The organism is Cohnella lupini, from assembly GCF_003386205.1.
GTDB classification, from domain to species: Bacteria; Bacillota; Bacilli; order Paenibacillales; family Paenibacillaceae; genus Cohnella; species Cohnella lupini.
The window spans coordinates 23,825-45,936 of the sequence record NZ_QRDY01000015.1; the positions used below are offsets into that span (position 1 = coordinate 23,825).

Genomic DNA, 22,112 nt, shown 5'->3' on the forward strand with positions numbered 1-22,112 from the left:
CCGAATCCTGCATTTGTTAATGTCGACTTGTATAGGATACGACTTAAACCATGGTTTAAGTCAAGCCATTTTCATTCAATGCCGAATTGGCGGAGGATTCACGAGGGTCGCATCGGAAATGTAAATGTTACCTTTGTCATCGACGGAGGCGTAGAAGATATCGTCTTGGCGAACACCTTTCGCTTGCAGTTGCGAATTCAGCCAGGTAGTATCTTTCTTGATATAAGAAAGCGTATTTTTGTAAACTGTCCCTTCTACGATTAGAGGGTAGGACAAGTCGCTTTGCATTCTGATCAGACCTAGCTCTTCTAGGGTCGGAGCCGATTTGGGGCTCTTCTTGTATACGGTCAATTTTCCGTTAGCCTCCAGTACGGCAAATTCAACGTCCGTCAGATGGAAAATGTCCTTCTCGCGCAGCATCTGTAGAATGTTATCGATGGAATAACGCGCTTTCTTGAGGTTATGAACCAATAGGTTTCCTTGATGGATGACGACGGTCGGCTCGAACGAAATGAGCTTCCCGAATTTTCTCCATTTGATCGATAGCGAGGAAACAATCCGCTGCAGAAGACCGATCAATATGATTGCTATTGCTATGTGGATGTGGTTAACGCTCGGCTCGGCAATATCGGCTCCGATGACGGACCCCAAAGAGAGAATGACCAGAAAATCGAATACTGGCAATTCACCCAGAGAGCGTTTCCCCATAACTAGCCCTATAATTAGCATAAGAGGGTAGATCGTCGCGATCCTTCCTGCTATCAGCAATGAATCTTTCGCGTAGTCTATCCACATGTACGAGCGACCTCCCTTTAACAGTAGGGTTTCACCGGAGATCCGGGACTTGTACTTTTTAATATATCCAAGTTGTTATGCACCTACCCTCTTGCTTCGCCATCCTTTGCGAGATGGCAGCCGGTGAAGGTTATCCTGCACAATATTTTTTTTACTGTGTTAATATCAGGATAACAAAACTGCGGTAAGCTTGTTCTAGGTGAATATTTACTTGTTTCAAATCCACAATGACACCGGTGTCGTAGTGGAGGAGGAAGGACTCTATTTCATATAAGGAGACCAAGATGGATCGGAAATATACAATTCGAGATATTGCTAAGATTTCCGGATTTTCATTTAAAACCGTGTCGCGCGTAATCAATGAAGCCGAGAACGTAAAGCCGAGCACTCGGGAGAAGATTCTGCAGGTTATTGCGGCAACAAACTTCAAACCGAATAGTTATGCTCAAAATTTAAATACAAAGATGAATAAAAACATTTTGGTTTCTATCCGCAAGACACGTGGGCAAAATACGACGCAGTGGTTCGATTACCTCATGTCCTTCATGATCGAAAAAGCCTATGCCCGGCAATTCACGATCATTCAGGAAGTTATCTACGACGATATGGATCTGCAAAATTCGATGCTGGAGAAATCCGGTGGTTATATTGATGCTCTCGTCCTGTTTTATTTGAAAGATAACGATAAACGAATAGAACTAGCCAACAGAAGCCGTATTCCGTTTATTTCTTTTGAGAAAAATTCAAACGCGCAAATCTCCATATCCAACAATAACCGACTAGGAATGATGGAAGCAGCTGAATTCCTTTTTAGTAGAGGATTGATCTCGATATGCCTGCTTCTAGGCGCAGAAATCGATGTGAATATAGAGAGGGCCAAAGCAATCAAAGAAAGCTACACCAACAGTAACATTCCTCTGGAGCAATTGGAGGTTGTATATGACATGAATAATCTTGAGGCGATAAAACAATACGTAGACCGCCGGATAGAGGAAAATCGTCTACCCCAGGTGTTTTTTGTATCCGGGGATGAGAAGGCGATGGCGGTCTATCATTCGGTTTACGAACACGAGCTCTCCATTCCTAAGGATGTTTCCGTAATCGGTTTCGATAATATTCAGATATCGAAATACTATTCCCCCCCGTTAACGACGATGGGGCAGGATTTCGAGCAGCTTGCCGAAGAAATGTTCGGACTGCTTGGGAAGTTATTTGCTGGAGAAGAAAATATTCAGTCCGTACAGGTTGATCCCAAGTTAATTGTGCGTCAAAGCGTAAAATGACGCCAGACACCGTCCTATAAAGGCGGTTAGCACATTAAATGACACCGGTGTCAATTAGGTGGACTTCAATATAAGCGACAGGAAAGCGAGGAACAATACGTCAAAGCAAGTTCGAAACGCCTTAAGCTTAATAAAACAGACTATTAAAAAGGATGGTAGCCACCATGAACAAGAAAAAATGGTTTCCTTTGTTTGTACTTCTACTCCTAACTTTTACGACGATTGTTTCTGCTTGCTCCAATCATTCGACCCAAAGCGAGTCCGATAACAGTTCCAACGCCGGAACCGAACAGTCTAGCCCAAGTTCATCGCCAACTGATTCACCGGCGAAGGAGCTTGTAAAGCTGAATTTTTCAACGAATGCATCGGGCGGTACGTTGGATGCTTATCAAGTCATCGTTGACCAATTCAACAAGGACAACCCGGAAATTAATGTAGAAATGTCTGCGTTAGGTAAAGATTTCAACACGTTGATGACGGCGAAGATGGCCAATAACGATTTGCCGGATCTCTTCTCAACGGCTGGTTGGTCTGTTCGTCGATTTGGAGAATACCTGCTTCCTTTGAACGATCGTTCTTGGGCTATGCAAGTCAATGAGCAAATTAAACCGACCGTGACGGACGGCAATGGAAATCTTGTCGTGCTTCCACTGGATATTGATATTAGCGGCGTGGTATACAATCCGGAAATTCTGAAACAATTGAACCTGAAAGCGCCAGAAACTTGGGATCAATTTTTGACAGCATGCGAAACGATTAAAAAAGCAGGGTATACGCCGATCTCCGTTGCCGGAAAGGATTCGGGCGATATTGCCGGACTGATGAGCCGTCTGTCGCTCTCGCTGCTTGTACAGAGTAATCCTAGCTATAAAGACGATTTTGATAAAGACTCGTTCGACTGGACGCATTTTGCTTCTGTAACGGACTTTGTCTCGAACCTAAAAAAGAAAGGCTATCTCAATGTCGACGTTTTGACGGCAGACAAACCTACTGTCTATGCCGAACTTGCCAAAGGTAAAGTCGCTTTTGCTTTCCAATCGAATCAAACGATTGCTGAAGTCAAGAAACTGAATCCCGATGCTCTCATTTCCATGATGCCTCTCCCTGTAAGTGACGCAAACACTCAACCATTTTTAATTAGCGGAGAACGGGATTCTGTCGGTATATGGAAAGAATCCAAGCATCCTAAGGAAGCTTTGATATTCTTGGATTACTTGGCCAAATCGGAAAACGTGCAAAAAGTCGCGGAATCATACTCTTTACAGGCGGGTCTGAAAGGTGTTCAAACAAATCTCGGAGCACTTCAAGAAACATTTGATCAATATAGTCAAGCCGTTGTATCGAATCACTTTGACAGGCAGTATTTGCCTAACGGGATGTTTACAACTCTAGGTACTGTCGGTTCTGGTCTGTTGTCAGGCACAATGGATTCCAAACAAGTGGAAGCTACTATGAAAGACGATTATGACCGGTTGAAGAAAGCCGGTAACTAAAGGATGAAACCATGACCAGGAATAAATATACAGCACGCTTGCAACTATACTCGATGTGTATTCCCGCATTTATTCTTTTCGGCACGTTCGTATTTTATCCTTTGCTGCGCGGGGTGCGGATTTCGTTTACGGATTGGAACGGATTTTCGCAGCATTACTCCTTCATTGGGCTTGATAATTACCGAAAATTAATCATCGATCCGAACATCCGCACCGCATTTATCAATACGCTGATTTACGGCATTGGATCTACTATCGTGCAGAACGTATGGGGGCTATTATACGCCTTATTGTTCAATCGAAAATTCGCCGGAAGAAATCTGGTAAGGGCTGCTGTCTATTTGCCTGTCCTAATTTCGGGCTTGATCATGGGTTACATCTGGTACTTTCTATTGCAATATAGTGGAGGAGCATTGAATGATTTGCTGACCGTCTTCGGAGTAGGCCCCATTGATTGGCTTGCAGAACACAGGAGGGCGGTCGGCCTTATCTTATTCATTACCTCGTTACAGTTCGTCGGTCAATCTATGGTCATTTATCTAGCAGGATTGCAAACTATTTCAAAATCCTATTACGAGGCAGCTGAACTCGATGGAGCGCGTAGATGGAGCAGGTTTATCCATATTACCCTACCGTTACTGTCGCCGGCTATTATAACGAACGTAACGTTGAAGCTGATTGGAGGACTCCAGCTTTTCGATCTGATCGTGGCGTTAACCAATGGAGGACCGGGCTTTAGCACGCATTCTTTCTCAACTTTAATCAATTACCTTTATTTCGTGAATCAGAATGCCGGCTATTCTTCGACACTCGGACTTGTACTATTTCTCTTTATTATGGCGATTACGATTTCCGTAAATAAAGTTTTATATAAAAGAGAAGTGGAGTATTAACATGAAACGGAAACCTAAACTGAAACTGATATGGACGCTAATCGGCCTTGCTCTTGCGCTATTGCACTTAATGCCGCTTTATATTGCGGTTACCGTTGCTTTCAAGAAGACGACGGATTTATCCTCTCGCTGGCAATTTCCAAGCTACCTCTATTGGGATCATTTTAAAGACGCTATAGCAACCGGACATTTATTGCGGGCGTTCGGCAATTCTTTGATTCTTACAGTGGCGACCGCAACTCTTCTAGTGCTGGTAGGCTCTGTGACCGCGTATCCGTTAGCCAGAATCAAAACAAGGTTAAGTCGTAGTCTAATGAATGTGATCCTTGGGGTTATGATGATTCCTACACTTAGCATCATTGTGCCGCTCTACTCCATGATGCAACAGTTTCAGGCTATTAACACCTATTGGGGGATCATCCTTGTTTTAACCACCTTTAACTTGCCGCTATGTATTTTTCTGTACGCCAATTTTATCAATACAATCCCGAAGGAACTTGACGAAGCGGCGAAGGTGGACGGTTGCGGTTCTTATCGGCTGTTTTATCAAATCATACTGCCTCAATTGAAACCCGTAACGGCAGCGGTCATTATTCTGAAAGGCCTTAAAGTGTGGAACGATTATGAGTTCCCTCTCTATTTCATGCAGAAGCCACAAAATCAGACGATAACCTTGGCTATTTCACATTTTTTCTCCGATACTTCGTCCTATTTCGGTTCGGCTTCCGCAGCTGCTCTGATGGCTGTCGTTCCTGTAGTTATCATCTTTTTGGCACTCCAAAAGAATTTCATATCGGGATTGTCGGAGGGTGCCGTCAAGTAGTCAAATAAACTCAAAAGCTTGGAAGGAAGGCTCACAATGACTTTTGAAGAATATTCGGAACACCTGACCACATTATTTACTACAAACATGAACAAGGTTCCGATTCCATGGGTTATTTCGAATAAGCTAAGCGAGAAAATTACGTTAAGTGGTGAAATGAAGCCTTTCTATGGAGCCACAACCGTAATAAAGCTTTCGGAACAGGATAAGTCGGCTTGTATCGCTATTCGTAATCGGTTGTTCGCAAAGCACGGCAATTGTTTTGCCAAGCTAGAAACGGACACATATCATTTAACGATTCATGCATTAAGCAACGTATATAACGTCGCTAAAGACGATGAGTTAATCCGTCAAAGAATCCGAGACATAGAGCCAATGGTTGAAGCTGCATTCCGTTTATTCGCGAAGCAATATGGTCGTGATAAAATCCGAATGAAAGCCCTTGGCGTAGGTACAAGCGGAAAAGACATTATTGGGTTAAAATACGTTCCGTGTGAAGAGTCGGATTATGCGATTCTGATCGATCTGTTCAACATACTGGAGAAAGTATACCCATTGGGAGAATTTTTCGTTCCTCATGTCTCTTTCGGATACTTTCAAATCAGAGACTACCGAGACGGGGAAATTACGGCTCTATACGAAACACTTAATCAGTTGAACAGTGAAATGGATTTGACCATAGAGTTGGATGTTTCAGAACTTGTTTATCAGCATCATTATCATATGAACGATTTTCGCGACATATTTCGTGTGAAGGATTATTGAAGAGTACATTGCAGAGTGGAGCGAGAAGTAGGGCAACCACCCTGCGACATCCCTTTAAAGCGCCTACTCTCCTGCAATTCTCCCGCAAGCAGAGGCGAACAGGCATTCAACCGCTTTTCTCTGAATACCATTATGAATGGTGCAACAATTGCGTATTCTTCCGATGCGCTCCGGCTTTCGCATGCCAGTCGATGCGACTATATATTGTTGTTCGAAATCATTAGGGTAGTAGGAAGGGGCACGGATGATGAAAGGGTTTGGACTTCTTGAGGGAAAGAAAAGAATTACAGCGAAGATAAGAGGTTACTTGATGGGGGTAGCTATCATCTTTTCGTTAATGACAATCGGGTCTCCCGCATTCGCCGGTAGCGATCAAGCGAATCCTATCCAACTGGTCGTGTCTTATGACTCGAACGGCGGTTCAACGATCGCTCCTCAATTCGTGTCGTCCGGAGGGACGGTGGTTTTTCAGAATACTCCAATGAAGGAGTGCTACAACTTCGAGGGTTGGTACTACGACAGCGCGCTGACGCAGGCTTATAAGGGGTCGGATCCAATCGCTAGCAGCCTGACTCTGTATGCGAAATGGGCTGCGTCGGGAGCGAACGCGCTGTGCGGCGCCGCTACGCTGACCTCGGCGATCGGCACGGTGAGTGCCGGAGGGACGGCGAGTGAGACGATCACTGTCGGGAGCGGCACCACGTTAGCCGCGTTGAGAGCCGCCATTACACCGACAGCCAATGCAACCTTCGAGATCTACAATGCGGACGGAATCACGAAAGCGACCACGCTAGAGACGGGAATGAAGATCATCGTAACCCCGCAAGGCGGAACGTATAAGGTTACTTACACGATAACGGTAAGTAGTCCGAATCTAGCATTAAATAAACCCGCAACGGTCGACAGTACGTGCAATGCCTCCCAGAAAGCAACCAATGCCGTGGACGGCAGCATCTCCAATGATAGCAAATGGTGCTCTAAATCCGGCAATCGATGGCTGCAGATCGATCTTGGCTCCGTGAAGCAAGTCAACCAATTTATTATCAAGCACGCTTCGGAAGGCGGAGAGTCCGCTTCTTATAACACGAAGGCTTATAATATCCAAGTTAGTAAGGATGGCACGAATTGGAGCACGGTAGTCAAAGTAACCAATAATACGAAAAGCGTGACGGTAGACAATATCGCTTCAGCATCGGGAAGATATATTAAATTGATCGTCACGACTCCTACGCAAACCACGAACCTTGCCGCAAGAATCTACGAGTTTCAGGTATTTGGCCTAACGAATTTGGCATTAAATAAACCTGCGACGGTTGACAGTACATGCAATGCCACGCAAACGGCAACCAAAGCCGTTGACGGTAACGTCAACAATGATAGCAAATGGTGCTCCAAGTCCAGTAACCGTTGGTTGCAGATCGATCTCGGTTCAGTGAAGCAAGTGAATCAATTCGTCATCAAGCACGCATCGGAAGGCGGAGAGACTGCCTCGTACAACACGAAAGCTTATCATATCCTGGTCAGCACCGATGGTACGAATTGGAGCAAGGTAGTGAACGTAAGCAACAATACGAGCGGTATTACGGTAGACAAGATGACTGCAGTACCGGCTCGATATATCAAGTTGAACGTTACGACTCCCACGCAAACCACAAACGCTGCGGCAAGAATTTATGAGCTTGAGGTCTACGGCCCGCCCAATTGACGTCGCCTATAAGGATATGAAAGGAAGGGGCTCTCCAAATGAATGGAGAGCCCCTTCTTTACTTCGTGGATGTAAAATAGGATTCCCCAAGAAGCTCATTCACTTGATAACGGCTTGGCGTAAGTTCTTTCTCAACAAAAGCGTTGATTTCCGACTTTTCAATATCGTACATCACTTCAATTTCTTTAGAGAATAATAGCTTTTCTTTATCAAGCAAGTTAGAAAGAGAAGGTTGTTGTTTGGGTTGTATTTCTTCCGTATTCAGAATTTGCCGAAGGCCCTCGACATAGGACTCTAACGGACGGCTACCTACGACCTTTACCCCTTTGTTTTCCTTATTCATGATAATAATCGTCGGAAAACCTCTAACTCCAAGGCTTCTAGCGAGGCTAAAATCTTCTTCTAACAGTTGTCGGGCGGGTGGTTGTCCGGCTTCTTTTACGATAGCTTCTCCATCAAGTCCAAGGTGATCGACGATGTCTATCATGATGGATTCCTCGGCGATATTCCGATTAAACGCGAACAGAGCTTCTCGAGATCGTCTTAAGTAATCATAGGCTAATTCATTGTTGTTATTTTTCTGAATCACCTTAAATACGCGAGAAGGCGGATAGGAGGATTGGACGGGATTGTCGAGCATCAGCGAACCGTCGATCGGCATGCGCGAATGTGCCCCGACCTCTCTCCAGTGGCCGAAGACGTCGGCAGGTCCCGATATTCCGTTACGCGGGTCGACAGGCGTATCGCTCCATTTTTCCAGCAATCCGCCCATTACCGTATGAAAGTTGAACTCGTGCCCATACTGCTCTTTGAAACGGCGAAGAACAGGATCAAGCGCCCAGCAGTGAGAGCAAATCGGATCCGTTACATAATACACTTCAATCGACTTTTGGGCTTGATTAAAGTCGATAATCTCCATTTCTTCTTCCCCGGCTACTCCGCATACGCCCGTTTCCAAATCGCAAATCATATCGTTGTCGTTCGTCATGATTGTTACCTCCATCGCTTGTTGTATAATTCTATTCTAGCCACAGGAAATCTATCGGAACACCAATAGATCGTTCCATTTGTCGGATAGACAACACATTGATACAATTGTTTAAAAAGTCGGAGGGCATGATATGACTCAACCCAAGGCGGATCCCCGAGTTTTAAGAACTCGTAAGTTAATCATGGACTCTTTTATAGAATTGTCAGGTAAACAAGAATTCAAGGATATTACCGTTAAGGATATTACGACAGAGGCTAATATCAATCGCGCGACGTTCTATTATCACTTCGAAGATATATACGACTTGTTGGACAAAGCATTATCGGAAGTTTTATCGGTTAATTTGAATGCCATAGACTTCGAGAAAAGCGAGCTCAACGAAACGTCGATTACTCATATCTTCGTGGCCGTAACGGATTTCCAAAGAGCTTTATCCAGTCGGTGCCATAGAGGATACGACGAGACCATAGCCCGTATTATCAGGGAACAGCTTGAAATCATTTTCTATAGAATGTTGCGGCAACAACATGCAACGGAAGAGTATGAACCCCATAAAATGACAGCTGTCATTTTAAGCTGGGGCATTTATGGAGCTTCCGTGGAGTGGAGGAGAGATCGCATGGAATCATTGCCGGAACAATATATCAAGTCGGCTATTCCTTTTCTGATGTCCGGGATTGAACCTCTCGCCCAGGGTCGAATTTCCTAGTAAGGGCTACCCAATCCAAATTTAACATGCTATAATGGTCTCAATTTAATAGTAGGTTGGAGACCGGGAGACACCACAACACCTGACTACGCATATTGCGTGGTTATATGTTGTGGTTTTTTCATATAGCTAGGAAATGACAGCGTTGTCAACACAATATGACACAGAGGAGTTTGCACATGGCAAAATCGCTTTGGAAAAAGCCGCAGGGATTACTGATTGTTTCGCTTGCACTAATGATTATCGGAAGTTTTCTAGCAGGGATGTTCCACACTTCGTTTTATTCGGTAAAGGTAAAGGAAATCTCGTTCGATGCCGATCACGGCCAGCTACACGGGCTGCTGTATATGCCCGACGGAGCGGGACCGGACAATCCGCGACCGGTTATCGTTACGACGCACGGCTACTTGAATAGCAAGGAGATGCAGGACGCACCGGCAATCGAAATGTCCAGACGGGGCTACATCGTGTTGGCGCTCGATATGTACGACCACGGCGACTCTCGTTGGACCGCCGACATTCCGGCGGCTCAGATGTTCTCCACCTTCTGGATTTACTCCCAGTTTGACGCTGCAAAATATATTTACGACCAGCCGTATACTTTGAAGGATGAGACAGGCAACGCCTACGTTGCCGTCAGCGGCCACTCTATGGGCGGATTCTCGTCGCTGCTCGCCATGTACTTTGATGAGATGAATGCCCTGCAGTCCGGCCATCGCATGATTTATGCGGGCATTGCCGCTGGCGCGGATTTCTCTTATGCCGGCGCAATCGCGCCGCAGGACCAACTCCAGGCCGCCTACGGCAGCCGGACCGTCGGAATACTCGGCGGGAAATATGATGAATTCTTCTTCAACAAATCCGATGCGGAGAAAACGCCTTCGGAACTAGAAGTGAAGGGAACCGTCAGGAGCAAGGATTTCACGGCGACCTTGTCGGGCAAATCGTTTCTCGGCGTGCCGGCTGATCAACAGGCAGAGGCCGGCAAGTTTTATACCGTCCAGTCCGGCGATGTATTGGTGGAGGAGAAAGCGGTTCGGCCATCGGAGACGGGCGAGCGGGTCATCTACACGCCGAATCAGACCCATCCTTGGAACCACTTCTCTCCGACAGCCACGGCTGATCTGATCAAGTTTTACAACCATGCGTTCACGGGCGTCGCTACGTCGGACATTCGTTCGGACATAGGCACGGGCAATCAGATTTGGTGGCTCAAAGAAGCCTTCAACGGAGTCGCTCTCGTCGGATTCTTCCTGATGTTCGTTCCGCTGATCAGCTTGCTGCTCAAAGCGCCGTTCCTGCGCAAGTCCGTGACGGAATCGGTAGCTGCCGTATCGGCGCCGGCAACCGGTCTGCCAAAGGCGTTATATTGGATCGCGTTTGCCTTCAGCGTGCTCTTCCCGGCTATTCTATTCCCGACGCTGATGGACAAATCAGAGGGCGGAATGAATACCCTTATCGTCATTTCCCTCGTGTTGCTTGGTCTTGGCGTTGTCGGGGCGATTGCCGGCTTCGCGACGAAGAAGAGAAACATCGGCACGGGCAGCGCGTTGCTGGCGGTCGTGTCTCTCGTCTTGTGGCTAGTCTTTGACAACGCGTCTTCGATTCTGAAGCTCGGATCGGCGTTCAACGAACCGACGACGAACCAGGTCGGTTATTGGGCAATTTCGGTGGCGTTGATCGTGGTCTTGTTAATGGTGGCTTTCCACTACTTCTTGAATAAAAAAGCGGGAACCTCTTTCAGCCACTACGGCATCAGCCTGAAACCCGTCGCCATTGTCGCTAGTTTGTGCACGGCGATCATCGCGGTAGTCATCGGCTATGCGCTGCTGTTCGCGCTGCAAGGCGTCTTCGGAACGGACTTCAGATTGTGGGTTCTCGCGGTTAGAACGTTCGAAATGGAGCATGTCGTTACCGCGTTGCGTTACTTGCCTTTCTTCTTATTCTATTATTTCGTCAGCGTAGTGGCGCTCAACACGAACACGCGGGGACGCAAGGGCGGCTACCTGCTGTCCATTATCCTGAACGTAGGCGGGCTTGTGCTGTGGCTGATCGCTCAATACGGCAAGGACTTCTTGACCGGTGTTTCGTTGTACCCGGGTCAAGCGTTGAACGGCATCCTGCTCTTCGCTCTTGTTCCTTGCCTGGTCGTCGCGGCGATCTACGCTCGTAAGCTATTCGAGAAAACGAACAACGTCTGGCTCGCCTCCTTCGTGAACACGATTCTTTTCACTATGATTACGGTTGCGAATACGGCTCTGTTCTGGAATTTGGTCTAACGAAAATCAAAAGCCCTTCGGCTTGGCGGCTGCGCCGTCTACCGAAGGGCTTTTTTTATTTGCCTTGGGGGCTCTTTTTCTTGAAGGCCATCGTAGCATGAACGGCTTGTACCCATCCTTCGTACCGCTCTTGCCTGATCTCTTCGGGCAGGTCCGGTTTGTAATTCTGATCCCTACTGATTCGAATTTGAAATGAAATCTCGTCCTGATTCTTCCATAGCCCAACGGCAAGTCCAGCCAAGTACGCGGCTCCGAGCGCGGTCGTTTCCAGTACCTTCGGCCGTTCGATCGGTACGTTCAGCAGATCCGCCTGCCATTGCATCAGGAACTGGTTCGCCGTAGCTCCACCGTCAACCGTAAGCTTGACCAGCTTGATGCCGGAGTCCGCCTCCATAGACGTCAGTACGTCCTTCGTCTGGTACGCAATCGACTCTACCGCTGCCCGGATAATATGATCCTCCGTCGTTCCTGCGGTCAGCCCGAAGATGGCTCCTCTCGCATCCATATCCCAGTAAGGGGCGCCGAGGCCGACGAACGCCGGCACGAAATAGACCCCGTCGGCCGAGGGGACGACGGCAGCGTGCTCGTCCGAGTCGGATACTTTCCAGATCGTCTTCAGCCCGTCCCGCAGCCATTTGACAACCGCGCCAGCAATGAAGATACTCCCCTCTAAGGCGTAAACGATCTTGCCGTCAATTCCCCAAGCTATCGTCGTGAGTAGCCCGTTGTTGGAAGTAACGGGCTCAGATCCGGTATTCATCAGCAGAAAACAGCCCGTCCCGTAAGTGTTCTTAGCCATTCCCTTCTCGAAGCAGGCATGACCGAACAGGGAAGCGTGCTGGTCGCCCGCGATTCCGGCGATCGGAATGGGAACGGGGAAAAGGGACTCGGAAACGTAGCCGTAAATATGGCTGGAAGGCTTGACTTCCGGCAGCATGGAAGCCGGAATATCCAGCATGCTCAGAAGTTCTGGATCCCACTTAAGCTCATGGATGTTGTACATCAAGGTTCGGGAGGCGTTGGAGTAATCGGTGGCATGAACTTTGCCGTCCGTCAGTTTCCACAGCAACCAGGTATCGATCGTGCCGAAAAGCAATTCCCCTTGCTCGGCCATCTCGCGCGCTTGATGGACATGGTCCAGAATCCATCTGACTTTCGTTCCGCAGAAATAGGGGTCGATAATCAAACCCGTTTTTTCCCGTACCATCGGTTCGAAGCCTTCCCCTTTCAAGCGGGTGCAGATATCAGCCGATTGCTTGCTCTGCCAGACGATCGCGCGATAGATCGGCTTGCCCGTTAATCGGTTCCAAATGACGGTCGTCTCTCTCTGATTCGTAATGCTGATCGCGGCGATCTCCTCTGCGGAGACGCCCGCTCGATTAAGAGCTTCGTACATGACGGAAGATTGGCTCTCCCATATTTCCTCGGCGTCGTGCTCAACCCAACCGGGCTTGGGATAATATTGCTTGAATTCTTTTTTGGCAACGGCCATGGTGCTTCCCGAACGGTCGAATATAATGGCGCGGGAACTGGTCGTGCCTTGATCCAGAGTGAGGATGTACTTGGCGTTCTGATGGATGATGGTAACCTCCTTCTGCGGAGCACGTAAAAAAAAGCCGGCAGCTAGTCCTGTGCGAGTACGCAAGGACTAGCTGCCGACTCTGCTTCTCCGTGGCAGCCTATAAATTAATTTAATTTCATCATACTTTACAGATTCAGGATGTCAATGCTTGACAAACTTTCGTATAGACACATTTTTCCTTTTCGTTTATAATGTGCTCAAGTTGATATCTGTGACGGAGAAAAGGAGAACACGCGAATTGGGTCCACATCGGACCAGTTCGTCATTCTCCTTTTTTGTCGTTTAAGCTTCTCGATCAGTGGAGCAAGGGGGGGAGGCCAACATGAATTTTCATAAACAGAGCTTATTGCCTGCTGCCCGGAAAGTGAAGGATTTGGAGAAGCTGTTAAAGATGTCGTATGAGTATATCGTGATTCTCGACACCCACATCAGCCAAATCCGGTCGATCGTCGACCTGGCGAAATCGCATGGCATGAAACCGATTTTGCACGCGGATTTAATCGAAGGGCTGAAAAACGACGAATACGCGGCAGAGTACCTGAGCCAGGTCATAAAGCCGGCGGGCATCGTATCCACCCGGGCAGGGGTTATCGCGAAAACGAAGCAGAACGGATTGCTGGCGATCCAGAGACTATTCTTGCTTGATACGAATGCTCTAGAAAAGAGTTACGTCATGTTCGAGAGGACAAAGCCGGACTTTATCGAAGTCCTTCCCGGCGTCATTCCGCACATCATCACGGAAGTGTCGGAGCGGACGGGGATTCCGATTTTCGCGGGCGGACTGATCCGGACGGTGAACGACGTCGATCAAGCGCTCCGCGCCGGGGCGTCGGCGGTGACGACGTCGAACTTCGAGCTGTGGAAGCATTTTGAGCCCGCGGGGCGGGAAGGGGAGCATTGAGTGTCGCAAACATATATTCTGGCTATCGATCAGGGGACGACGAGCTCTCGGGCGATCGTCTTCGATCGGCAGGGCCGCATTGTCGGTACGGCGCAGCAAGAGATCAAGCAATATTTTCCGAAGCCGGGCTGGGTGGAGCATGATGCAAACGAAATTTGGGAAACGGTGTCCGGCGTAATCGCCGATTCGCTGTCCCAAGCGAGAATTCTACCTGAACAGATCGAGGCAATCGGCATAACGAACCAGCGAGAGACGGCGGTCGTATGGGATCGTCATACGAGCCAACCGATTCATAACGCAATCGTGTGGCAATCCAGACAGACACAGGACATTTGCGAGGAGCTGAAGCGGCAAGGGCATGAGGAGCGCTTCCGCGAGAAAACAGGCCTGCTAATCGACCCTTATTTTTCCGGAACGAAAATCAAATGGCTGCTCGCTCATGTCGAGGGAGCCCGCGAGAAGGCTGAGAACGGCGATGTGCTGTTCGGCACGATCGATTCTTGGCTGGTCTGGAAGTTGACCGGGGGGAAGGTTCACGTAACCGATTATTCCAACGCGTCAAGGACGCTCATGTACAACATTCACGAGCTTGCTTGGGATGAGGAATTGCTCGGCATTCTGGACATCCCGGCTTCCATGCTACCCGAGGTGCGTTCTTCGTCGGAGGTGTACGGACGAACCGACAAGCACCAATTTTTCGGGATCGAGGTGCCGATCGCCGGTATCGCAGGCGACCAGCAAGCAGCGTTGTTCGGGCAGGCATGCTTCGACAAGGGGATGGCTAAAAACACGTACGGAACCGGTTGCTTCATGCTCATGAACACGGGCGACGAACTCGTCCGCTCCGAGCATGGGTTGCTTACGACGATCGCCTGGGGAATCGGAGGCCGGGTAGAATACGCGCTCGAGGGAAGCGTGTTCGTAGCCGGATCGGCGATGCAATGGCTGCGAGACGGCCTTCGGATGCTGAAACAAACGGCGGATAGCGAGATGTACGCGACTCGGGTGTCTTCTTCGGACGGGGTGTACGTCGTACCGGCTTTCGTCGGTATGGGAACCCCTTATTGGGACAGTGAAATGCGGGGCGCCGTTTTCGGACTTACGCGGGGAACGACGAAGGAACACTTCATCCGTGCAACGCTCGAATCGCTGGCCTATCAGAGCAAAGACGTGCTAGACGTGATGGCACTCGATTCGGGCTTGCCGATCAAAGGATTACGCGTTGACGGCGGCGCGGTGAGCAACGATTTTCTGATGCAATTCCAGAGTGACCTGCTAGGGGCGGAGGTCGAGCGCCCAGTCGTCAATGAAACGACAGCGCTGGGAGCGGCTTATTTGGCCGGACTTGCGGTCGGCTATTGGGCGGATAAGCAGGAGATCGCCGATGGCTGGGAGCTGGAGCGGACGTTTCGGCCGATGATGCCGGAAGAAGAGCGGGATCGCAAGTACGCGGGGTGGAAGAAGGCGGTTAAAGCCGCCATGGCGTTCAAGCTGTAATCGGCTGTCGGTTGCTTTTGTTTCTTCGGTTAAGATGCTATAATCACTTTAACAAGTTCATACATGGTAGGAGATTGGGAGAACCACGGACGTTCCCGCCGCGCTTGCGCGGTGGGATGGATGTGGTTCTTTTCTTTTACATGAATATGAACGTGAACATGGGGGATGACGAATGAACGGAAATTTCGGTGCGGATCGTCGGGGACGGCTGTCGGAATTGGAGGAAGGCGTGTTCGACGTACTTGTTATCGGCGGCGGAATTACCGGCGCAGGCATAGCACTGGACGCCCGGAAGCGGGGGATGTCGACGGCGTTGATCGAAATGCAGGATTTTGCTGCCGGGACTTCGAGCCGTTCGACGAAGCTAGTGCACGGGGGATTGCGGTATTTGAAGCAGTTCGAGGTGAAAATGGTCGCCGAGGTCGGGAAGGAACGAGCGGTCGTCTACGAGAACGGACCCCACGTAACGACGCCGGAATGGATGCTGCTGCCGTTTTATCAGGGCGGGACGTTCGGAGCGTTCACGGCATCGATCGGTCTGCGTCTATACGATTTTCTGGCAGGGGTCAAGCGCGAGGAGCGCCGCAAAATGCTCAGCAAGGAAGAGACGCTGGCGAAGGAGCCGCTGTTACGGCGGGAGGGAGTGAAGGGCGGCGGGTATTATGTGGAATACCGAACGGACGATGCCCGCCTGACGATCGAGGTCATGAAAAAAGCGGTCGAAGCCGGGGCGCGCGTTGCGAACTACGTCAAAGCGGAGGAGCTTCTGTATGAAGGAGGCAAGCTTGTCGGAGTCGTCGCCCGGGACGTTATCGGAGGCGGGACGTACCGGATCAAGGCGCGAGCGGTGGTAAATGCCACCGGTCCCTGGGTAGATACGCTACGCGAGCTGGACCATTCCAAGGAAGGGAAGACGCTGCGGCTCACGAAAGGCGTCCACCTCGTGTTCGACGGACGGCGGTTTCCCCTTCGCCAGGCGATATATTTCGATACGACGGACGGCCGGATGGTGTTCGCGGTGCCCCGCGAGGGTAAAACGTATGTCGGCACGACCGATACCGACTACGATGAAGATACGGCCCATCCCCGCATGAGCAAAGAGGATCGGGACTATATACTGGCTGCAGCCAACTACATGTTCCCGGATTTAAAGCTGACCGGAGGGGACGTCGAATCCAGTTGGGCGGGATTGCGTCCGTTGATCTACGAAGCGGGCAAATCGCCGTCTGAAGTGTCCAGGCGCGACGAGATTTTCGTCTCGCCTTCCGGTCTGATCACGATCGCCGGCGGTAAGCTGACCGGTTATCGCAAAATGGCGGAAACGGTGACCGATATTCTTGCGACTAAGCTACGGGAAGCCGGGCGTGGGCCGTTCCAGCCGTGCGGCACGAAGACGCTGCCGATATCCGGGGGCGACGTAGGCGGATCTCGACAGTTCCCGTCGTTCGTGAACAAGATGACGGAGGCCGGCGTGAGTCTCGGTTTGTCGAAGGAGGCAGCGGAGCGGCTTGTTCGCCGTTACGGGTCGAACGTGACGGCCATTCACGATCGGATCCGGAACGTCACGACTAGTTCGCACACTCTTCCGCCCGAGATTCAAGCCGAGATCCTGTACGCAATCGAGGAGGAGATGGCTGTCAAACCCGTCGACTTCTTCATGCGGAGAACGGGCGCCGTTCTTTTCCACATTGACTGGGCAAGGTACTGGAGGAAAGCCGTGATCAATTTCATGGCGGACTGCCTGGATTATTCGGACGAGCAGAAGCGCGAGTATTCACAAGAGCTGGAGCGGGAACTGGCCGCGGCGTCGATGCCGAGCGATTCGCTCGCTGGCCGCTAAGTGGCATTACTGCTTTGAGCTCGGGATTAAATCATAAAACGCGACAATGAAGAAAGGCACTCGACATGAGTGTCTTTCTTCGTTATATTTCGCCTAAGGCTCCGTTAAGCCGAACCGTACCATAAGCCTGGATTCCTCTAGTATAACCTTACAGCCGGATCATCCGGTCTTGCGGATCCAGTATGGGCGCCTCGACCTGGACGGTTTCCGGATATTTGATGCCGCTGCCGGTGTTGAGAGCGACAACCGTCTCTCCGTCCTTGATCCAGCCGTTTTCTCTAAGCTTGCGCGCTGCGGAGAACGTGGCCGCACCTTCGGGACACACGAAGGCTCCTTCCAAGCGGGCGACGTTTCGCTGCTCCCGAAGCAATTCCGTATCCGTTATCGAGACGGCGCAGCCGTTCGTCTTGTACACGGCCTCCAGCACCAGGAAATCGCCAAGCGCCTTCGGCACATTGATGCCAAATGCCGCCGTTGACGAATCCGGCCAGAACTGCGATTCCTGCTTTCCTTCCTCCCAAGCCTTTACGATCGGAGCGCAGCCTTCGGCTTGCACGGCAACGAGACGCGGCAGCTTGTCCTGAATCCAGCCCAACTCCACTAGCTCCCGCAGCGCTTTGTAAATTCCAATCAAGCCAACGCCTCCGCCCGTCGGGTACAATATCACATCGGGAAGCTCCCAGCCCATCTGCTCCGCGATCTCAAGACCCATCGTCTTCTTGCCTTCGATCCGATAAGGCTCCTTGAGCGTCGAGGCGTCAAACAATTGATGTTCTTTCACGGCTTGACCGACAATTTTCCCGGCATCGCTGATGAGCCCGTTCACCAAATTCAGGTTAGCGCCGGAAATGGCACATTCGCTTCTCGTAATAAGCGGCGCGCCGACCGGCATTACAATGGATGCGCGTATTCCTGCTCGCGCGGCATACAGAGACCAGGCCGCTCCGGCGTTGCCGTTCGTAGGCATAGCCAGCTCCCGAACGCCGAGCTCTTTAGCCTTCGAGACGCCGACCGCCGCGCCGCGAGCTTTGAAGCTGCCGGTCGGAATAATCCCTTCGTCTTTCATCCACAAGCGCTCGATTCCCATATCGGAGCCGACTCTGCTCATAGGTAGCAGCGGCGTCATTCCTTCTCCCAACGTAACGATATGCTCCGGCGAAGATACGGGGAGCAACTCGTGATAGCGCCACAAGCTAGTCGGCCTCCCGGCCAAATCGGAAGGTTTCCATTTCCGCTTCAAGCTTTGCAAATCGTAATTCGCAAGTAAAGGAGATCCGCACTCGCATAGCTGCTGTATTTTATCCGATGGATACGTTTTATGGCATTTAGGACAATGCAAATGAGATAAATAGCTGAACGACATCCTTACCATTCCTTTGCGCTAGTTTTGAACGCACGTTTGTTTTAACCGGCATCCTATTGTAACACGTTCGACCCCGCTCTTTTAAACGTCAAGCCGAACTCATACTTAGAGAGAAAAGCCATTGTCGCGCGCTGACGTTCGATAATGATTTTAAGAAATCCTTTATAAGGGAAGACAGTAGGTATCGTCTTTACCTAATCCGAACAGGACTTCGGTAGTAGATAAACGAATAACCATACATATGAGAGGAGGGATCTAGTGAAGAAGATTCTCGTGATCGATGATGAAGAGGCCATTAGAGACTTAATCGAGGTTGTGCTCAGAAGGGAAAACTTTATGGTGCGGACGGCGGAGAACGGCGATAAAGGACTCAAGGAATTGGATGCCTTTAAGCCGGACTTGGTCTTGCTGGATTTAATGCTGCCGGATTATTCCGGCTATGACCTGTGCAAGGAAATAATCAAGAAACAAGCGATTCCCGTTATTATGTTATCGGCGAAAAGCGAAATTATAGATAAAGTGTTAGGACTTGAGCTTGGGGCGGAAGATTATCTGACCAAGCCTTTCGATAACCGGGAGCTCATTGCCAGAATCAAAGTCGTGCTTAGAAGATACGAGAATAACGATCAGAATAGATTCAACGAAGGCTCACTGATAAATTATGGAGAACTGGCATTCGATCTGGAAACGAAAGTGGTGTCGAAGAACGGAACTCCGGTTTCCCTGACAGCCAAGGAATTTAAAATTCTGGAAACGCTGCTCAAAAGGCCCGGTAAAATATATACAAGGGATGAACTTCTGGAGATCGTGTGGGGATTTGATTATTTGGGCGACAGCCGCAGCGTGGATATGACCGTCATGCGGTTAAGAAAGAAGCTGGAGGATGACGCCGAGAACCCTAAGTTCGTTAAGACTATTTACGGATTCGGCTATCAGCTTGGAGGTGAATCCACCTGAAATATGCCACTCGGCTTTTGTTGAGTTATCTATTTTTCTCCGTATTGTCCTTTGCCATCATTATTATTTCCGTGAATAAAGCGATCGACTACTTTAGTTTCGTGACCATAGAAAAGAAAATGATGGAGAAGGCCGACTTATATGAGCTGTCCTTCAGGGAAATCCTCTCCAAGCATGAAAGTTCAACAGGCGAAGACCAAGACTCGGACGTGGCGAGAAACGCTCTGGAGAGGTTGAAAACATCGGGCCAGGAAGTGCGGATCTACGATAGCCATCTAAGGCTACTGGGATTGGCGGTGGATGGAATTGTCATTAACGACGGCACTCCTTCGATTTTTAAGGGGAATATCGAGAATGCCCTCAAGGGGAATTATGCTTACACGGTCACCGATGCTAAATTGCTCTATTTTGCGGTACCCATTCAAGACATGTATTATCAAAATGTTTACGTGTTCGAGTTTGTCGAAGACCTTTCTTACTTTTACGACATCATGGATCAAATCCGATATATATTGTTTGCCGGCGCGGTAGGATTTATTGTTCTGATCACGTTCTCAAGCGTATTCATTGCCCGCAATACGACTAAGCCGATCAAATATTTGCTCGGCGCTACGGAGAAATTTTCTAAACAGCAGTTCCAGCAGGTTCAATTGAACCGGAAAGACGAGCTAGGGATGCTCGCCGCAGGATTAAACCGAATGGGCATTCAATTGAGCGACTATATACAGCACCAGAAGCAGTTCGTTTCCAACGTTTCTCATGAACTGAAAACGCCGCTTGCCGCCATCCGGGGGTTTTCCCAATACTTATACGAGGGAGAAAACGAGGATAAGAATTTACGGAAGATCTATTATCATCTTGTAAATGAATCGGACAGGCTTACCCTGCTCATCAATGAGTTGTTAATGTTATCTCGGTTCGACAAGGCAGGCTCGGAAGAGATAGGCAAGGAAAAGACGGATTTATCCGAGTTAACCGATCACGTGGTTGAAGAGATGCGATCCAAAGCCGAGAATAAAGGCCTAACGCTGGAAGTAAAGCTGGGAAAAACGGTTTTCGCAAACGTCAATCAAATCTTGATGTCGCACGCCATCGCGAATATTTTAGATAACGCGATTAAGTATTCCAAGGCCGACACGCGAATTGGAATCGAAACGTTTATCAGGCAGAAGGAAGCGGTCATCCGAATAAGCGATCAGGGAATCGGAATCAACGAGAACGAAATTGCCCGGGTTCAGGAAAGATTCTATCGAGCGAAGAATGCATCCGTTGCCAAGGGTTCGGGACTGGGCTTGCCCATGTGCAAAGAAATCGTCGAGAAATTTAACGGATACTTGGAGATTGAAAGCAAAATCGACGCGGGAACCACGGTTTCCATCATTCTTCCCTTATCATGAAGCTAGTTACAAGAATGATACGAGTTTGTTATTACACTAATAAATTGTTTTCATATAATCACCTCATAAGGTTATACAAATTCTTTTTTGAAGGGGTAATGATTATGAAAACATTAAGAAAATCGGCAACTCTGGTGTTGCTTACGGGACTTGTAATGGCACTGTTGGCGGGATGTCAGGAAAAACGGGAGGATTCGCCGTCGGCTACATCGTCGGCTACATCATCGGCTACGTCAACGGTTAGTAAACCGACTGAAGCTCCAACTACGGATTCCGGGGTGATCAAGGAGGGCACGATTCCTAAGGACGGGAACGTGATCCTGAAAGAGCTTGCTTTTGTCCATAAAGACCATACCATAGCGCTTGCCGACATTGTCGACGATGCAAAGCTTGAAAGTATGCTGGGAAAGGCGGAAGAGATAGAATCCCACACTTATTCGGCGGACGATGGGTTAAACATGGATCATTGGCTTGGCCGAACGAGGAACTTATACAAATATCCGGGGCTTGAAATAGAAACATTCGATGCGGGCGAAGGAAGTGAATTCCGTATTAGCACAATTGAAATTAAAGATTCCAAATATCCTACGATCCGAAATATCAAAGTCGGCGACAGCGTCGAAGAGCTGAAAAAGGCTTATCCCGAAGGGAAGCTGATGGGGGATGGAGCCACCGACGGAGAGGATAATTTCCGATTTGAACCGGTAAATTACGTGGATGTCATGACCTTTCACATTACAGATGCGAAGATCGAGAGTATTCGCATAAGCCAGCTTCAGGATTGAACGACTCCACAAGAGCGCATATTAAAGGCAAAGTAACCTAAAGGTTCAACCTCG

18 protein-coding genes are annotated in these 22,112 nt (G+C 49.2%); 14 read left to right on the forward strand and 4 right to left on the reverse strand.

What is annotated here, in order from left to right:
- Positions 1 to 75: 75 nt before the first annotated feature.
- On the reverse strand, positions 76 to 789 hold the full coding sequence (locus DFP95_RS20495; protein ID WP_115994632.1) for a DUF421 domain-containing protein: 714 nt from the start codon (positions 787 to 789) through the stop codon (positions 76 to 78).
- 290 nt (positions 790 to 1,079) lie between these two features.
- On the opposite strand from DFP95_RS20495, the gene DFP95_RS20500 reads away from it, so the two are divergent.
- The 6 genes from DFP95_RS20500 to DFP95_RS20525 all read left to right on the forward strand — a co-directional run bounded on the left by DFP95_RS20500 (position 1,080) and on the right by DFP95_RS20525 (position 7,757).
- On the forward strand, positions 1,080 to 2,078 hold the full coding sequence (locus DFP95_RS20500; protein ID WP_115994559.1) for a LacI family DNA-binding transcriptional regulator: 999 nt from the start codon (positions 1,080 to 1,082) through the stop codon (positions 2,076 to 2,078).
- A 164-nt stretch (positions 2,079 to 2,242) separates the two neighbouring features.
- Positions 2,243 to 3,571, forward strand: coding sequence for an ABC transporter substrate-binding protein (locus tag DFP95_RS20505; RefSeq protein ID WP_181907543.1), 1,329 nt, complete (start codon positions 2,243 to 2,245; stop codon positions 3,569 to 3,571).
- 11 nt (positions 3,572 to 3,582) lie between these two features.
- A complete protein-coding gene (locus tag DFP95_RS20510; RefSeq protein ID WP_220376425.1) occupies positions 3,583 to 4,464 on the forward strand; it encodes a carbohydrate ABC transporter permease in 882 nt (293 codons plus the stop codon).
- Between the two features lies 1 nt (position 4,465).
- Positions 4,466 to 5,287 carry a carbohydrate ABC transporter permease gene (locus tag DFP95_RS20515; protein WP_115994561.1) on the forward strand — a complete coding sequence of 274 codons (822 nt, stop codon included), beginning with the start codon at positions 4,466 to 4,468 and terminating at the stop codon, positions 5,285 to 5,287.
- Positions 5,288 to 5,323: 36 nt separating this feature from the next.
- Positions 5,324 to 6,052: a hypothetical protein gene (locus DFP95_RS20520; RefSeq protein WP_115994562.1), complete on the forward strand. Its 729-nt coding sequence runs from the start codon at positions 5,324 to 5,326 to the stop codon at positions 6,050 to 6,052.
- Between the two features lie 244 nt (positions 6,053 to 6,296).
- On the forward strand, positions 6,297 to 7,757 hold the full coding sequence (locus DFP95_RS20525; protein WP_115994563.1) for a discoidin domain-containing protein: 1,461 nt from the start codon (positions 6,297 to 6,299) through the stop codon (positions 7,755 to 7,757).
- A 58-nt stretch (positions 7,758 to 7,815) separates the two neighbouring features.
- Here the strand turns inward: DFP95_RS20525 and DFP95_RS20530 are convergent, their stop codons facing one another.
- Complete coding sequence (locus DFP95_RS20530) at positions 7,816 to 8,745, reverse strand: DsbA family oxidoreductase (RefSeq protein WP_115994564.1); 930 nt, start codon at positions 8,743 to 8,745, stop codon at positions 7,816 to 7,818.
- 133 nt (positions 8,746 to 8,878) lie between these two features.
- Here DFP95_RS20530 and DFP95_RS20535 point away from each other — a divergent pair, with 133 nt between their 5' ends.
- Entirely contained in the window at positions 8,879 to 9,457 is a 579-nt protein-coding gene (locus tag DFP95_RS20535; protein ID WP_115994565.1) for a TetR/AcrR family transcriptional regulator, read from the forward strand.
- Positions 9,458 to 9,636: 179 nt separating this feature from the next.
- Positions 9,637 to 11,736, forward strand: coding sequence for a dienelactone hydrolase family protein (locus DFP95_RS20540; protein ID WP_245987793.1), 2,100 nt, complete (start codon positions 9,637 to 9,639; stop codon positions 11,734 to 11,736).
- A 55-nt stretch (positions 11,737 to 11,791) separates the two neighbouring features.
- On the opposite strand, the gene glpK (DFP95_RS20545) is transcribed toward DFP95_RS20540, so the two are convergent.
- A complete protein-coding gene (gene glpK / locus DFP95_RS20545) occupies positions 11,792 to 13,315 on the reverse strand; it encodes a glycerol kinase GlpK (RefSeq protein WP_115994634.1) in 1,524 nt (507 codons plus the stop codon).
- 325 nt (positions 13,316 to 13,640) lie between these two features.
- Here glpK (DFP95_RS20545) and DFP95_RS20550 point away from each other — a divergent pair, with 325 nt between their 5' ends.
- The 3 genes from DFP95_RS20550 (at position 13,641) to DFP95_RS20560 (ending at position 17,556) form a co-directional block, all read left to right on the forward strand.
- Positions 13,641 to 14,219: a glycerol-3-phosphate responsive antiterminator gene (locus DFP95_RS20550; protein WP_115994567.1), complete on the forward strand. Its 579-nt coding sequence runs from the start codon at positions 13,641 to 13,643 to the stop codon at positions 14,217 to 14,219.
- Complete coding sequence (gene glpK / locus DFP95_RS20555) at positions 14,220 to 15,716, forward strand: glycerol kinase GlpK (RefSeq protein WP_115994568.1); 1,497 nt, start codon at positions 14,220 to 14,222, stop codon at positions 15,714 to 15,716.
- 172 nt (positions 15,717 to 15,888) lie between these two features.
- Positions 15,889 to 17,556: a glycerol-3-phosphate dehydrogenase/oxidase gene (locus tag DFP95_RS20560; RefSeq protein WP_115994569.1), complete on the forward strand. Its 1,668-nt coding sequence runs from the start codon at positions 15,889 to 15,891 to the stop codon at positions 17,554 to 17,556.
- A 148-nt stretch (positions 17,557 to 17,704) separates the two neighbouring features.
- Here DFP95_RS20560 and DFP95_RS20565 read toward each other — a convergent pair whose 3' ends face one another.
- A complete protein-coding gene (locus tag DFP95_RS20565; RefSeq protein WP_115994570.1) occupies positions 17,705 to 18,919 on the reverse strand; it encodes a threonine synthase in 1,215 nt (404 codons plus the stop codon).
- Positions 18,920 to 19,177: 258 nt separating this feature from the next.
- On the opposite strand from DFP95_RS20565, the gene DFP95_RS20570 reads away from it, so the two are divergent.
- The 3 genes from DFP95_RS20570 (at position 19,178) to DFP95_RS20580 (ending at position 22,058) form a co-directional block, all read left to right on the forward strand.
- The gene (locus DFP95_RS20570; protein WP_115994571.1) at positions 19,178 to 19,876 is read left to right on the forward strand and encodes a response regulator transcription factor; all 699 of its coding nucleotides are present in this window, start codon (positions 19,178 to 19,180) and stop codon (positions 19,874 to 19,876) included.
- A gap of 20 nt (positions 19,877 to 19,896) precedes the next feature.
- Positions 19,897 to 21,273 (forward strand): sensor histidine kinase, encoded by a 1,377-nt coding sequence (locus tag DFP95_RS20575; RefSeq protein ID WP_245987794.1) that lies wholly within the window; start codon positions 19,897 to 19,899, stop codon positions 21,271 to 21,273.
- Between the two features lie 104 nt (positions 21,274 to 21,377).
- Entirely contained in the window at positions 21,378 to 22,058 is a 681-nt protein-coding gene (locus DFP95_RS20580; RefSeq protein ID WP_115994572.1) for a hypothetical protein, read from the forward strand.
- Positions 22,059 to 22,112: the final 54 nt, after the last annotated feature.